Annotated in this window: 15 protein-coding genes and 1 tRNA gene; 6 read left to right on the top strand and 10 right to left on the bottom strand. The window is 32.9% G+C overall.

Annotation, left to right across the window (positions count from 1 at the left end):
* Window positions 1–183: 183 nt before the first annotated feature.
* The 4 genes from V7P73_RS08660 to V7P73_RS08645 all read left to right on the top strand — a co-directional run bounded on the left by V7P73_RS08660 (window position 184) and on the right by V7P73_RS08645 (window position 2356).
* Window positions 184–507 (top strand): hypothetical protein, encoded by a 324-nt coding sequence (locus V7P73_RS08660; RefSeq protein WP_333852755.1) that lies wholly within the window; start codon window positions 184–186, stop codon window positions 505–507.
* A 300-nt stretch (window positions 508–807) separates the two neighbouring features.
* Entirely contained in the window at window positions 808–1335 is a 528-nt protein-coding gene (locus V7P73_RS08655; protein WP_333852753.1) for an NADPH-dependent FMN reductase, read from the top strand.
* A 93-nt stretch (window positions 1336–1428) separates the two neighbouring features.
* Window positions 1429–1710 carry a GNAT family N-acetyltransferase gene (locus tag V7P73_RS08650; protein WP_333852751.1) on the top strand — a complete coding sequence of 94 codons (282 nt, stop codon included), beginning with the start codon at window positions 1429–1431 and terminating at the stop codon, window positions 1708–1710.
* A gap of 418 nt (window positions 1711–2128) precedes the next feature.
* Window positions 2129–2356, top strand: a complete 228-nt coding sequence (locus V7P73_RS08645) for a hypothetical protein (RefSeq protein WP_333852749.1) — start codon at window positions 2129–2131, stop codon at window positions 2354–2356.
* A 265-nt stretch (window positions 2357–2621) separates the two neighbouring features.
* On the opposite strand, the gene tssD is transcribed toward V7P73_RS08645, so the two are convergent.
* From tssD to V7P73_RS08595, 10 genes are all read right to left on the bottom strand, one after another.
* Window positions 2622–3029, bottom strand: a complete 408-nt coding sequence (gene tssD, locus V7P73_RS08640; protein WP_333852747.1) for a type VI secretion system tube protein TssD — start codon at window positions 3027–3029, stop codon at window positions 2622–2624.
* Window positions 3030–3231: 202 nt separating this feature from the next.
* Window positions 3232–3308 (bottom strand) — tRNA-Arg (locus tag V7P73_RS08635).
* A gap of 9 nt (window positions 3309–3317) precedes the next feature.
* The gene (locus tag V7P73_RS08630) at window positions 3318–5114 is read right to left on the bottom strand and encodes a TonB-dependent receptor (RefSeq protein WP_333852745.1); all 1797 of its coding nucleotides are present in this window, start codon (window positions 5112–5114) and stop codon (window positions 3318–3320) included.
* 145 nt (window positions 5115–5259) lie between these two features.
* Entirely contained in the window at window positions 5260–8229 is a 2970-nt protein-coding gene (locus V7P73_RS08625; protein ID WP_333852743.1) for a tetratricopeptide repeat protein, read from the bottom strand.
* Window positions 8230–8420: 191 nt separating this feature from the next.
* Window positions 8421–9323: a WYL domain-containing protein gene (locus V7P73_RS08620; RefSeq protein ID WP_333852742.1), complete on the bottom strand. Its 903-nt coding sequence runs from the start codon at window positions 9321–9323 to the stop codon at window positions 8421–8423.
* Between the two features lie 29 nt (window positions 9324–9352).
* Complete coding sequence (locus tag V7P73_RS08615) at window positions 9353–9568, bottom strand: hypothetical protein (protein ID WP_333852740.1); 216 nt, start codon at window positions 9566–9568, stop codon at window positions 9353–9355.
* 15 nt (window positions 9569–9583) lie between these two features.
* Window positions 9584–10828 carry a PDDEXK-like family protein gene (locus V7P73_RS08610; RefSeq protein WP_333852737.1) on the bottom strand — a complete coding sequence of 415 codons (1245 nt, stop codon included), beginning with the start codon at window positions 10826–10828 and terminating at the stop codon, window positions 9584–9586.
* A gap of 41 nt (window positions 10829–10869) precedes the next feature.
* Window positions 10870–11130, bottom strand: a complete 261-nt coding sequence (locus V7P73_RS08605; protein ID WP_333852736.1) for an LOG family protein — start codon at window positions 11128–11130, stop codon at window positions 10870–10872.
* Entirely contained in the window at window positions 11131–11415 is a 285-nt protein-coding gene (locus tag V7P73_RS08600; protein WP_333852734.1) for a hypothetical protein, read from the bottom strand.
* Window positions 11416–11424: 9 nt separating this feature from the next.
* Complete coding sequence (locus V7P73_RS08595) at window positions 11425–11853, bottom strand: hypothetical protein (protein WP_333852732.1); 429 nt, start codon at window positions 11851–11853, stop codon at window positions 11425–11427.
* Window positions 11854–12402: 549 nt separating this feature from the next.
* Between V7P73_RS08595 and V7P73_RS08590 the strand changes: the two genes are divergently transcribed.
* Entirely contained in the window at window positions 12403–14088 is a 1686-nt protein-coding gene (locus V7P73_RS08590) for an APC family permease (RefSeq protein ID WP_333852731.1), read from the top strand.
* Window positions 14075–14395, top strand: coding sequence for a DUF962 domain-containing protein (locus tag V7P73_RS08585; RefSeq protein WP_333852729.1), 321 nt, complete (start codon window positions 14075–14077; stop codon window positions 14393–14395). Before V7P73_RS08590 ends, V7P73_RS08585 begins: the two co-directional genes overlap by 14 nt.
* Window positions 14396–14415: the final 20 nt, after the last annotated feature.

The raw sequence follows: 14415 nt of genomic DNA, 5'->3' as shown, positions 1-14415 counted from the left end.
TATATGAAAAATAGTTTCATAAAGGCATATTATTGTGAGATTTTTTATTTTTGTAAATTATGTCAATCACAATGACTGAAAGCAAAAATTAGTAAAAACACGAAATGGAACCGAAAGAAAAAAACACAATAAACAAAACTTCAGACTAAGAAAAAATCAATCTATCTAAACAAAAATAAAACGATGAAAGTAAATAACCGCAAAGAAATTGCAATCGCAATGTATGGGTTTTTCTTTCTTCTGATATTGGATATATTTTTTTTGGTTTTCGCCACAAAGTTTTTAATATTAGATAAGGCAACTTTATATGGCATTTTCCGGATTGTATTTGTGTTTTCAATCTGGAGAATTACACTACTGAAAACTTTCTCACTGGAAGTTTCTGAACATATTTTATATGTAAAATACAGACATCCACTTTCAGCTAATCATCATCCGGTTCTGGAAGTTCCTCTGCAAAAGGTAATGTTTTACAAGATAGAAAGAGGAATTATGAACTATATATGATTATTAATATCAACACAAAAAAAGGAATGAAAAGCTTCTATTACAGATTAGGAACATTACCTAAAAGTGAAGCTTCAAAATTCAATAAAATGTCGGATCTTATATCCTATACAAAAAACGAAACTGAGTTATAAACATATAGTTAGTTATTTAACCCGAGAATCCTGTGAATTAATTTTTGCAGGATTTTTTGTTGCAGGTATATCAAATTTACTAAAATATCCTAAATCAATTTACAGCATTTTTGGTTTGTATAATTTTGAAATCAAAAAATGATTAACTTTATAAAAATCTCAAACTATGAAAATATTTGCATTTGCAGGAAGTAACTCTTCCACTTCTATTAATAAACAACTTGTAAAATTTGTTTTGAAAAGCTTCCCAAACGAAGACATTAATTTGATTGATCTTAATGATTATCTGATGCCTGTTTTCTCTGTTGATTTGGAGAAAAATGGATTTCCAGAAGAAGCACACAGATTCTTAAAAAACATTGAAGAGACTGATGTTATCATTTGCTCTTTGGCAGAAAACAATCGTTCTTACAGTGTGGCTTTCAAGAATATTTTTGATTGGGCTTCCAGAATCAATATGAAAGTTTTTCAGGATAAACCAATGTTCTTGATGACGACTTCTCCAGGTGGTTACGGCGGTGGAAATGTAATGGCTGAAGCTCATAAGTTTTTTCCACAATTCGGAGCCGATATCAAAGAAACTTTTTCTCTTCCAAAATTCTATGAAAATTTTGATTCGGACAATGGCGTTATTGAACCTCAACTTTTAAATGAGCTACATTCTAAAATCGAAAACTTTAAAAATAAAATCTAATGGATACTCACAGATATAACGCTGTCGAAATCGCTTCTCCAGTTCATAAAATATTAACCAACGACATAGAAGTTTTAACTAAAATCAAATAAAATGCTAGAAATAACACAACATAATTGGGAAACTAAAGGAGAATTCGCTGCGACATTTGACGGACAAAAAGCTGGATTAATGACTTATTCTTGGGCTGGAGATGATAAAATCATTATCGACCACACAGAAGTTGAACCTGCTTATAACGGAAAAGGCGTTGGGAAAGCAATGGTTTACAAAGCTGTAGAATTTGCAAGAGAGAACAACTTGAAAATCATTCCGTCTTGTCCTTTTGCAAAAGCTACTTTCCAGAAAAATGAAGAAATCAGAGACGTTCTTTAATTGTTAATGATGAATTATCAATGATATTAAAACCTCCATTTCAGTTTTGAAATGGAGATTTTAGCTTGAATCTTAGCCCGACTTGAGTGGATTAGAGCCCTTCGACTAGCTCAGGATAAACTACAGGCGGATTGTATGTCTTCAAAAGAAAGTGGACTTTTCCTTAAATAGTGTTTTCGGTTTTCAAATATAGTCGATAAAAACATTTTTTTTGCTTTTAAAGAAAAAAAATTATATTTGGACCATTTTAGTTTTGTAATATTCTCTTTTTCTTCTTTTCAAAGTTTCAGATTTTATCTGCTGTCTTATTTTGAGGACTTCATCCGCCCTTCCAAAGTAGACATCTAAGTTTTTCTTCCGGTAACAACCTCATATATCTGATTGTCCTTTACCTATCGAGTACTTATCCGAAGAAAATGTGGGACTAGAAAATTTTTATCATTTCGGCAAATCTGCAAATAGTATAGAAAAGCCAGTCAATGAAAACAAAAGTGATTTTCCAATGGCAGGAATATATTCCATTAATGCCTATGTCGAAAGTTTAATTTCAGGAGAAACTATAAAGATAAACTTCAATTTTTATTTTGAAAATAATAAAAAAATGAATTTAAGAATTCAGACTGACATATCTGAGGATGCTTACTGAGAAGGACAATACCAACTCACCAAAAATAAGGATTTTTTAATAGCATCTTATACTGATGAAGGAATTTGTACAGATAATATTGAAGACAATCGTTTTTTATATCAAAACATAAAATTCAAATGTTTATATCAAAAGCAAACGTTTTCTAAACCAAGATTGGCAGGTTTTGAAAAAAGAATAATTTCTTATAAAATAAACAATCCTGACAAATGAATTTATCAGGATTACTTGTGTTAATATGAGAATTGTGTTTAATCTAAAAAGATTATTTTGCACCTGGCCAAACGCCATCATAAGCTGAGTTGCCATAATCGATTTTCTCTGCACTTACTACAAAACTGATGAACATATTGTCCTCGTTTAGAGCATCATAATCTACTTCGTGCTGGATAACGTATCCATTTTCCCACTTCAGAGTTGTCAAAGTTCCTTCTTCGTGAGACTTGTTGAAAGTGACTTCTCCTGAAGTTGGTTTGTATTTCCCATTCAGTAAACTTTCCAAAATTCCTGAATCTTCAGTCGCTTCCACAGTGATTTTGATCAATGCATTGGAAGGGTCTGATGCAACTCTACCGGAAACATCCGTGTTTCTTGATACACCATAATTCAGTTTAAGAATTTTTTGCTCTGATCCGCCGTTGAATTTTAATACGGCTCTTGAATTGTTTGCCATGATTTCTAAAATTTAATTGTTAATATATTGTATTGTGTGTTATTGTGTTCCTTACTTTTATTATACCAAAGATAGAACCACACAACTAAAAATACCGTAGTAGAATTACTACACTTTGAACAAATATTAGAAAAGAGAAAACAGGAATTAAAATAACAATGCCAATAGAAATCTATTGGCTTTGTTTGACTTTAAAAGGTACTGGTGACCTCGGAGGGATTCGAACCCCCAACCAACGGAGCCGAAATCCGCCATTCTATCCAGTTGAACTACGAAGCCATTTTCTAATTAGAATGTAATCTTAACACCTCCTACAACCTGCGCACCCAAAACTTTGTAGCCTAGGTAATTCTGGTATTTGGCGCCAAGAAGATTATTTCCGAGTGCGAAAATACTGAAATTTTTGTGAATTTTGTACTCTGCAGAAAGATTAATATCTGCATAACCGCCAACTTTCTCATTAACATTCTCTTGCATACTGAACGCTGGAAAAGTTGTTACAACAGAATAAGAATTAGATGTTCTGTCTGTTACAAAATAAGCTTTGAAACCAAGGTTCAGTTTCTTTTCCAGCATTGTATATTTTGCGCCAAGATTGAATTGAAATAATGGTTTGTAATAAACTTCTTCCAGATTGTCGAGTTTATATTTCATAAAATGCAAACCCGCATCCACAGTCAAGTTTTCCATTGGAAATACTTGCAAATCTCCTTTTACTTCCATCAAAGTTCCATTATCATAGATTGAACTGAAAGTATTCGCGTAATCATATCCATTTCTACCTAGATTCAGATCAACACCCAGCGGATTCGGAGTAGGCAAATAGAACAATGGATTACTTACAAAAAACTGCGCATTATTCACTTTGCTGAAACCTGCGTTCACGTCATATTTGAAAGTCTGGTCAACATCGCCTTTCAAACCGAAATAGAAATGATATTTAGTTTCCGTTGGTGTTAAAACCAAATCAGAAATCAAAAATGGATTTTCGTCTAATAAATTTCCATAAGTATTCAATTTCAAACCGCCGTCAATTCCTCCATAAAACTTGAATTCATCCGCCGCTGCAACCAAAACTTCTGTTTTTGGAAACCAATAGAATTTGTTATTCTTTGATTCATCGGTTACATTGCTGGAATTTTTAGAATTAAGAAAACTAAAATCAGAACCAATCAACAAATAAGAATCGCCTTTGTAGAAAGTCACTTTTGGCGACAATGTAAAATTGAATTGATTATTGGTGTTCTGATTCAGGATATCAAATTTAGAATTAACTGTTTCCAGATTGATTCCTAAATCTCCGTTAGCTGTTACGCCATCTGTTACTGCAAAATCGTGCTTTGATAAATTCAATTCTGCATTGGCGTAATTTTCACTTGCTCCAAAATGGTCATTTAGAAAATATGATTTTACACGAACGTTATTGAGAATATCATTGGAATAATGATCATAATAACCATTAACGCTGAATTTATTCACTTTTTGCTCCAAATCAACATCATTACTTGGCGGTGTTAGAGCATAAATTCCATAATAATTATAATTATTAAAAGCGTAATTGGCATCAATATTAAACTTACCTTTTACTGTATAGATATTAGCATAACCGCCTATCTTAGCTTGATTCTGCTTTGAAGACCAATCGTATTCTTTCTTCAAACCGCTTGTAGAAAGATAATGAACGTCGGCTCCAATTTCGACATTGTCCTGGATTTTACCTGCAACATTAGCATCAGCCAGAAACTTTCCATAATTCCCATAACCCAATCTGAAATAATTAGACTGATAATCATTTGAGAATTTTGGAGAGATATCTTCGCCTTGGATTTCGGTTGTTTTGAAGTCCGAAACTGGCGGAACATTCACAATATCATATTTCAGATTAAGAGAATCTTCCTTTTTCTTATTATCCGGCGGATAGTTTTTTTCCTGAACAACAGAAGTTTTCTTCTTTTCGATTTTCTTGACTTCTGGCTCACGTTTTCTGTTAAGAATCAATTGCTCTTCTTTGATTTGAGCTCCTAATTCCGAGATTCCGACTGTTCCCAAAAATGCCAAAACGGCGATATATTTTAGTTTGTTCATTTCTTATTATTAAATTAAAACGTTCGTCAGTTCGAGTGAAATTATTTGTAATGAAATGGAAAATAATTTTGTATCGAGAACCTTTGTAGAAAACTTCTCGATACGATTTTTACAAAATCTACTCGAAGTGACGTATGCATTAAAACTACTTCTTGATCTGTGCTTTTACTTCTTTTGCTTCTGTAACAATCTCTGGGAAATCGCCATAGTTATTGATGATTTCGTCCACCGTATAACTTGCCTGGTAATTATCTTTCAGAGCCAAATAGTTTTTCGCCATTACCACCAAAGCTTTTGCACCCCAATACTCTTCCGAAGCATAATTGTTCGCTAATTTGAAAATGGTTTCATTAGACGATTTGAAAGCTTTTCCTTTATTTTGATAAAAAGCTTTTGCGTATAAAGCTTCCGCAGCAACTTCCGTATTAGAAGATTTTTCCAAAACTGTATAAGCTGTTTGCGCATCTTTATCTTTTCCTTGCTGCATCAGACTTCTTGCTTTGATGACTTTCGCCTGTTCCAAAGTTGCTGCCGAATTTTTCGTGTTAGAAATTACAGCGTTTGCATATTTTTCAGCTTCAGCAAAGTTCTTTTCGTCCGCATAGATTTTCATTAACTCAACTGAAGCAAAGTTTTTAATTGTAACGTTGGTTGAGTTAGCATTCTGTTCCAGATATTTTTTCGCATCAGCAATTTTATCCTGAGCCAAATAAATCTGTGCTAATCTCACTTGAGCTTCCTGCTGATAATCATTTTGGAAGTCAGCAACGTTTTGCAAAGGAAGCAATGCTTTATCCGTTTGTTTCAATTGATAATAACTTTCGCCCAGCTCATACTGCGCTTTGAAAAGATTGTCTCCGCTTGGACTTTGGTCAAGGTATTTTTCGTAATAAGAAACCGCTTTTGTGTAATCTTTTTTCGAGAAACTATCCTGTGCCAGATTCAGATTGATTTCACTGATTTCTGTTCCGGACACATTCACATTCAGACCTTTTGCAAATTGTTCATAGCCTGCAACATCGCCGTTTTTCACAAAAGCAGGTTTCGCAGCTGCAACAATTTTGTCTGCATAAGCTGTGTTTTTATACTGATTTGCCAATTGTCGAAATTCGGCAATAGCATTTTCATTCTGATTCAAATCAATTAAATTCTGAGCTCTGTAAATCTGAGAATTTGCCACCAAATCTTTGTCTGGACTTAATTTGATAACTTTATCAAAGTAAGAATTGGAATTACTAAAATCATCATTCTGTGCATAAGCAGAACCTATTTCATAACTCGCATCATCCACATATTCTGAATTTGGATATTTTGAAATCAAGGTTTTAAGTTCAGAAATCTTTGCAACTGTATCACCTTTGAAACCTAAAGCCAAAGCTTTTTGATACAAAGTGTAATCGCTGGCATTTTCGGTTTTGTTGTAAATTTCTAAAGCTTCATTCAACTGATTATTGGCGTAATAAGTATCAGCCAAACGCAGTTCCGCATCTGCTTTAAATTCTTGTTTCGGGAATCTCAGATATTCTTTGAAATATTCCTGAGCCTGAGCAAAATCCTTGGACTTGAAATAAGCGTAACCTAAATCATAATCCAGTTGCTCACGCTCCGGAAAACCTTCTGCAGTTTCGTTTTCTAACTCTATATAGACAGCAATGGCGGATTTGTAATCACCTTTTTGATAATAAGTCTGTCCTAACCAATATTTAGCTTTCTTGTAATAATCTTTGTTTAAATTGAATTTTAAACTTCTTAGAAAATAAGATTCGGCTTGGTCAAAATTTCCTTTGTTGAATTCCTCAGAACCTAAAAGATAGGAAACCTCCTGCTCTATTTTATTAGTTTCATTGGTTTTCTTGTCTAGTTTTGAAAGGGCATCCAAAGTCGCTTTATAATCTCCGGAATACAAATAAGATTTGACCAAAAGCGACCTCATTTCCTGGCTTTTCGAGTTAGGATATTTATCCAAATATCTCTGAATTACTTTTGATGAATTTTCAAATGGATTACCTAATTCGTAACCTAATTTTGCATATTGTTCCAAAGCTAATTGCTGAACTTTTGCATCATAGTTCATCTGAGACGCATTACGATAAGCCGAAAGCGCTTCTTGCTTTTGATTGTTTTGCAAATAAGCATTTCCAAGCTGATAATAAGCGTTTTGTGCTAAAGGAGAATTGCTGTTGATCAATTGATTGTAATAACCAACTGCTTCGGCATTTTTCCCCACTTGAGAAGAAACAAATCCCATCTCATAAAGGTCAGTTTCAGAAGGTGTTTGTTCTTTATCCAAGAATAATTTCAAGTGCGGATAAGCCGACTGATAATCACCTTTCATAAAGTAACTCTCTCCTACTATCTTGTGGATTTCTGTATCGTAAGCTGTGGTTTTTCCGTTATTCAGGATTTCGTTTCCTTCGGAAATTGCTAAATCATAATTCTTCTGATTATAATACATCTGCACATAATAAGGTCTTACCAGATGCGCATAGTCTTCATTATTCTTGATTTGGTCAAAGTAAACAAAAGCATTATCATTCTGCTTGTCTGCATAATAAAGATGTCCCAACATATAAGAAATGGCAGGTTTGCTATTTTCATCCGCATTTTTGTAAGATTCTTCCAACGCTTCAATTGCTCCAGCCGAATCTCCAGTCATAAACTTGGCATAACCCAGCTTCATAATATGCTGTGTATTTTCTTCTTTGCTCAGCTGATATTGATTCACGTTCTGCAAAGTTTCCAATGCTTTTTCGAAGTCTTTTTTAGCCAAATAATAATCTGCCAAAGGTCCATTCGCCTGAGCAAAATAAGCCGACTTAGGATATTCTTTCATAAAAGCATTCAAGCCTTCTTCTGCATATTGTTGCTGCAAAATCACACCTATCACATTGCTGAAAAACAATGATGCTTCTTTTCTTGAATTGCTTAGACTTTTATTATAAAAATATTGGTTGGAATATTCGTATTGGGAAGCATTGTAAACTTTGGTGTTGTAGAGATTCTCTGCCAGACCAAAGTGATAGTCTTCTTTTTGAGTAAAATATTGAGATTGTTGTGCTTCGGAAAATCCGTAAAGCGATAACAACGAAGCTATTAATATCTTTTTTGAATTCATTGATGATTGAATTTTCTTAAACTTTGTTCATCGTCTTCGAGAGCCTCAGACTGACAAATCATTGTCGAAGTCAGAGCAGCAACAAAGTTTGTTCCTTTTTCAACGAAAATAGGGAAAAGATATTATTTGAAGGCAGCTTAATTGGGAATTAATTATAATTGTGTTAAACTAAGTAATAAACAATTTTGGCTTTACTTTTTAGCAGATTTGATAAACTCAAAATATTTATCCTTCACATTCTCGGGAGAGATAATTTTCATTCTACCTGTGTGCGTGAGCAGTTCGTGGTAGAAATCGTCTGTTGGAACCAAAATCAGTTCTATTCTGTATTCTGAATCATTATCAATCAGAACTTTTTGGGAATGATGGATTGGTAATGTTTTGACAAATTTCCCTTGTTCATAATCAAATGAAAGGACAATTGTCTCCGGAATTTTGTCTAAAGTTGAGATGATTCCGAATGAATTGACAAACAATTTGTCTATATCAACGTCCTGTTTTTTGAAGGTTTTGGAATTGACTTCAAAATCAGAAATCCTGTCCAATCCAAAGGTTTTGAGAAAGAAATCTTTGCCATCTACTTCATTTGCTAAAAGATACCAACGATTTTTGAATTCCTTCAAAGCATAAGGTTCCAAAACTTTATTGTGAGGAATATTCTCCCAATGTTTGGTATAATTGAAACTGATGGTTTTTCGATTTTGAATAGCGTGGAGCAGTCCGTTTAGGTTTTCCAAACCACGAGAAGACTGCTTTTCAAAAATCATTATCCCGGAATTATTTTCCGTTTGTTTGTATGCATTGAGCAAAAGAATATTGTCAAAAATTGTTTGAGAACTTTCGGAAAACTCATCATTAATGACTTGATAAGTCATCGTGGAACGCTTGAACTTAATCTCAATTCCCATTTCCAAAAGCAATTTCTTATCTCTATCAAATGTTTTCTGACTGGAAGCTAAATCCTTTGGAAAACTTTCTCTATGGTACAATTCCTCAAGATGTTTTAAGATTTCTTTGAAGCTCGCACCTTTGGGTTTGCTTTTCAGAAAGCTTGCTATATGCATCAAGCGGATGTTTTTGTCGTGGATTGCCATTGTTTATAAAAAATATGTCTAAAAATTAATCAGTTTTTAATGTCAGAATTTAATCTTTTTAATCTTTCTTTTATTCTATTTAAAATTTCTTCGTCAGAGTCATTATAAATATCTTTGACTTCATTTTTTTCATTTTTAAAATTATTGATATCAAGATTGAAAAGCATCTGCCCAAATCTTTGATTTGGATTTTTTGATGCATAATCAGAGAGAATATTTATAATCTCTTTTTGAAAATTTGTCATAATGGTTAGAAGGATTTATGAATTAAAAATATTATCAACATCTACTTTAATTTTCATAATTCGACCGACCAAAGCTTTGTAAATTTCAATGTTATTCTTTTCTGGATAATAAAAGCTGTTTGCATCTATTCCAATTACAAATTCTTCAGATTTTCCTACAGTCCATCCATTACTTATAAGAGTTTTAAATTTTTCTTTAAGTGTCTTTCTAATATCTGAAAAAATGGCATTATCATTATGTCTGGGATTTCTTGGCTCGCCAGATTTTACAATACAAAAGAAAAAATAATTGTTGCCTAACTCAAAGTTAATTCCCAATTCAAAAATCTCATTTTCAATTTCAAAATTTTTCAATTTGAGAAAAAAACCATCATTTCTTAAAGATCGTTCTTTGCTGATATCCGATGCATCAAAATTATTCTCAATCAGTAAACTTATGATATAATCTCTCTGCTTATCAATTAAAAACTGAACTGCTTTATCAAAATTTTCTTTGATAAGTTTTGAAGATTCAAAATTTTTGGAGTTATCTGCTATTATTTCTACAATATCTTTTGCCATTTTCACATTGGTTGTTTGATTGGTTATTTTTTTTATTAAGTTGATATATTGACCTATACTTTCACGTAAAATTGGAAGATTAACAGTTTCTTTTTTACACAATTCCAACCATTCTACAATATGCTTTTTATAAGATATAGCGTAAATTTTCGCATCTGGAATATTTAAAGTTTGAGTTTCTTTTCCATCCAACGTCAAAAAAAACAAATGGTGTTTTTTAAATCTTCTGCAATAGTTATGATAACGTAGAAGTTGATTTTCTTGCTCTCCTGCGTCTATCTTATTTTCTATACAAATCAATTTTCCTTCGGAATCTTCAATTGATATATCAATCCTACCGCCTGTGTCAAGAGTTTTCTCACCAATATATTTTTCAATAAATACATTTGAATTTTCAACATTTAAATTGATTGAATCTTCTGTCAGAAGATTAAGATTGTCATTTCCATTATTGATTTTTACATTGTTGAGATAATCAATAAATAATTTTAAGAATATATTGCCTTGTAAATGTGATCCTTTGGGATCAAGTAGTTCTGCAAGAATTCTTGAGTGCGTTTTCACTTCCTTTCGTTCCATACCTAGAATTCCGAAAATATTGAAATCTTCTCCAGTATTTTTTTTGACAATTTTGTAAGCTTCATTAATGCTATTAATTTGGCTAATTAGATGTTTAAAAGAATCGTTATTGTAATTCATAATTATAGTTTTGTTTCAAATATATTAAATGTTAGTTATTATTAGATAAAAGGAGAATCTATTATTAATTTAAAAAGTTTTTCCACATCACTTTCAATAATCAATTTTCCAGAATCTTTTTCTTTATAATAGCCAAACTTCTTCAATGTTTCATATTGTAAAATAAGTCCTTCGAAAAAATTCTGAGAATTAAGGATTCCAACAAATTTTTCATTTTGCCGAACCGATTTTAAACAATGAGCTTCTGTTATCTCATCCAATGTTCCAATTCCGCCCGGAAACGCAATAACAACATCACACAATTATAACATTTTCATTTTTCTGTCAGACATTGTTTTCGTAAAAATTAGTTCTGGATTTGAATGACGATAGTTTTCATTTTTTAGATAGTTTTCTGGCCGTACTCCAATTACTTTTCTTCCATTTTTTCTGAATATTTTAGAAACCAAACCCATTGTTGCAAAATCACTTCCTCCGTAAACCAAATCGAATCCGACATTTGAAATAAGTTCACAAAAAAGGATAATATCCTTTTTTATCTCTTCTGAGAAACCAATTCTACTTCCACAAAAAATACAAATGTTCATTTTTTGTCATTATATATCTGTTGAAAAAATTTTAAGTTCCACCTCATTGCTTATTTTAAAAACTTTATTCAAAACACTGATAGGGAATTTAAACTTGTGAGAATATCGGTGATTATATTCGTTATTGTCATCGGGTTCGTAGATTTCAATAAGATTTCTATTTTGGAGCGCAATTAGTTTATCATAATTTTTTAAAACTTCAAACTTAGAAACATCCAAATTATCTGCAATATCTTCAATTTGACAATTTTTATAACTAGCATTATTTGTAATTATCGAAAGTAGAAACATTGCTTCCAAATCATCAATCGTAAATATTTTTGAAATTCTATCTATTTCTATTTTAAAATCTGCATTACTCTGTTCAATTGTTTTATAAGTCAAACTAGAAGTCTGCTTGTAAAAATTATTGACTTGTTCTAAAATCTCTTTATTCATTTTATCTATTTTTTGACAAAGCTAAACCAACAAACGGACAAAATACGTCCATTAAAAAAAATTCTCTGTGGAAGACCATTTTTTTGCTTCGAAATAATTTTTAATTTTCCATAACATCCTTTCTGTTACTGTTGTTAATTCACCAGATGTTGCCCAAGGTAGAAACTGGTGGAGGCTGCCGTCTGCTTCTCATTATTCAGGGAAGCATAAAACTTCATCGTTTTGCCGAGACATTAGGTTAATGACAGGAAGTTAAAACCGAAAATAGCAGCTTGTACACCCGTGACCGGTTTTGAACGGGTATCATCGGAGTATGTACGGGACATCACCGGGGTTTCTTCGGATCTTCTTCGGGTCTTCTTCGGGTCTTCTTCGGAAAAAAGATGTTTTTTCCGAAGCGCTTCCGAAGGATTGTGGGAGAAAACTGGAAGAATCCTTAAATAATTTGCTGATTGATTTTGACTTTAAAACATCTTATTTCATTAAGTAAATGTTAAAACCATCAAATTTTTATTACATTTGTTTCTTTCACAAAAATTATCAACTTAGATGAGTTCACTTTTCAGAAGAAAACACTACGCAGAAAATGCAGATTCCGGACAGTTAAACAGAGTTCTTGGGACTTGGGATATTGTATTTTTTGGGATTGCCGCCATCATTGGAGCCGGAAGTTTCAGCAGTTTGGGAGAAGCCATTTTTCGCGGTGGTCCGGGTGTGATTGTTCTATATCTGATTTGTGGTTTTGCCTGTGCTTTTACTGCACTTTGCTATGCCGAATTTGCCAGCAGAATCCCAACAGCGGGAAGTGCATACACCTATGCTTACGCCAGTTTTGGGGAATTGATCGCCTGGGTTATCGGCTGGGCTTTGATTATGGAATATTCTTTCGGAAACATCTATGTTGCCTTTTCCTGGTCCGATTATTTCACCAGTTTTATGGGAAGAATTGGTATTCATATCCCTGATTATTTTACTTGCAGTTATACCGAAGCTAAAAAAGCGGTTCTCAATAATTCGACTAATGCAGAATTGATTAACGCTTGGAAATCGGCTCCGGTCATTGGAAATTTGAGAATCATTGTTGATATTCCGGCTTTGGTAATCAATGGATTAATTACTTGGCTTTGCTATCAGGGAATCAAGGAAAGTAAAAATTTTAATAACTTTTTTGTGATTCTGAAGTTATTCGTGATTCTTCTGGTAATCGCAGTCGGTGTCGCTTATGTGAATACTGGGAACTGGTTTCCAACAAGTTCTGTAAGTTCAGAACCTTCTTTTATGCCAAATGGATTTGCGGGTGTAATGTCTGCTGTTTCAGGAGTTTTCTTTGCTTATATTGGTTTTGATGCGATTTCTGTTTTGTCAGAAGAAACCAAAAACCCTCAAAAAGACCTCCCAAAAGGAATGTTGATTTCTTTGGGACTTTGTACTGTTATCTATATTATTTTAACTTTAACATTAACAGGATTGGTAGATTACAGGAAATTTGACGGTATCGGAGATCCGCTGTCATTTGTATTTGACAAAACCAATCTCAACCTTCCCTGGATGGAATTTATTGTCTCATTGATTGCGATTGTTGCGATTACTACCGTTCTTTTGGTTTTCCAAATGGGACAGCCGAGAATCTGGATGGCCATGTCCAGAGATGGGCTTTTACCAAAGAAATTTCAGGAAGTACACAGTAAAAACAAAGTACCGTCTTTTGCAACAGTCGTGACAGGAATTGTGGTGGGCATTCCGATCATATTCACAGATAAATCTTTCATTCTTGATTTTACCAGCATCGGAACTATTTTCGCTTTCGTGCTTGTTTGTGGTGGCGTTTTGATGTTGCCTCCAAAAGAAAAACTGAAAGGTAGATTCCACTTACCTTATATTAATGGGAAGTTCTTTTTTCCATTAATTTTCATTGGTGGTTTGGTATTCTTCTATTTCTACCAATCAGAATTTTTCCAAAATTTAAGCAATATCAAGGATCCGAATGAAGGCGAATTCCGTCTGGCAATTATTATTTTTATCATTGTTAACCTAATCCTGTGTGTATTAGCATTTCTAAAGAATCTCTCGCTGATACCATTAATAGGACTAAGTTCTTGTTTATACCTTTTGACCGGCATGAGCCACGAAAATTGGTTTTGGTTTGGTTTATGGTTTGCTGTAGGTTTAGTAATTTATTTCCTGTACGGTTATAAAAACAGTAGACTAAACCCTATTAACAATGTCAACCAATAAAAGAATTACTAATTATAAAAATTTTTATCAATTTTATCTTACTGAACACAAAAAACCACTAACCCGGATTTTTCATTTTGTTGGAATCCTTTTGGTTTTTTTGGTTATTTTCTATGTCTTTAAATCGGGGAAAGAGCGATTTCTTTGGTATTGCCCTATTTTTGGTTACGGACTGGCGTGGTTCAGTCACGCTGCGATAGAAAAAAACAAGCCTGCTACGTTCAGATATCCATTATGGTCAATTATTTCAGATTTTAGACTTTTTTTCGAACTGCTTATCGGAAAACAAAAATTTACAAATAAATAATGAGGAAATATATTTATTAT

Origin of the sequence: Epilithonimonas sp. (assembly GCF_036780765.1) — a bacterium.
In the GTDB taxonomy this organism is placed as follows: domain Bacteria; phylum Bacteroidota; class Bacteroidia; order Flavobacteriales; family Weeksellaceae; genus Epilithonimonas.
The sequence above is the reverse complement of the archived record's forward strand: the minus strand, read 5'-3'. Positions and strand labels throughout refer to the sequence as shown.

Coding starts and splice junctions, on each gene's coding strand:
- V7P73_RS08625 (WP_333852743.1), bottom strand. CDS start 8,229: ATGAATTCAAAAAAGATATTAATAGCTTCGTTGTTATCGCTTTACGGA.
- V7P73_RS08600 (WP_333852734.1), bottom strand. CDS start 11,415: ATGAACATTTGTATTTTTTGTGGAAGTAGAATTGGTTTCTCAGAAGAG.
- V7P73_RS08595 (WP_333852732.1), bottom strand. CDS start 11,853: ATGAATAAAGAGATTTTAGAACAAGTCAATAATTTTTACAAGCAGACT.
- V7P73_RS08630 (WP_333852745.1), bottom strand. CDS start 5,114: ATGAACAAACTAAAATATATCGCCGTTTTGGCATTTTTGGGAACAGTC.
- V7P73_RS08660 (WP_333852755.1), top strand. CDS start 184: ATGAAAGTAAATAACCGCAAAGAAATTGCAATCGCAATGTATGGGTTT.
- V7P73_RS08590 (WP_333852731.1), top strand. CDS start 12,403: ATGAGTTCACTTTTCAGAAGAAAACACTACGCAGAAAATGCAGATTCC.
- V7P73_RS08585 (WP_333852729.1), top strand. CDS start 14,075: ATGTCAACCAATAAAAGAATTACTAATTATAAAAATTTTTATCAATTT.
- V7P73_RS08615 (WP_333852740.1), bottom strand. CDS start 9,568: ATGACAAATTTTCAAAAAGAGATTATAAATATTCTCTCTGATTATGCA.
- tssD (WP_333852747.1), bottom strand. CDS start 3,029: ATGGCAAACAATTCAAGAGCCGTATTAAAATTCAACGGCGGATCAGAG.
- V7P73_RS08650 (WP_333852751.1), top strand. CDS start 1,429: ATGCTAGAAATAACACAACATAATTGGGAAACTAAAGGAGAATTCGCT.
- V7P73_RS08610 (WP_333852737.1), bottom strand. CDS start 10,828: ATGAATTACAATAACGATTCTTTTAAACATCTAATTAGCCAAATTAAT.
- V7P73_RS08620 (WP_333852742.1), bottom strand. CDS start 9,323: ATGGCAATCCACGACAAAAACATCCGCTTGATGCATATAGCAAGCTTT.
- V7P73_RS08655 (WP_333852753.1), top strand. CDS start 808: ATGAAAATATTTGCATTTGCAGGAAGTAACTCTTCCACTTCTATTAAT.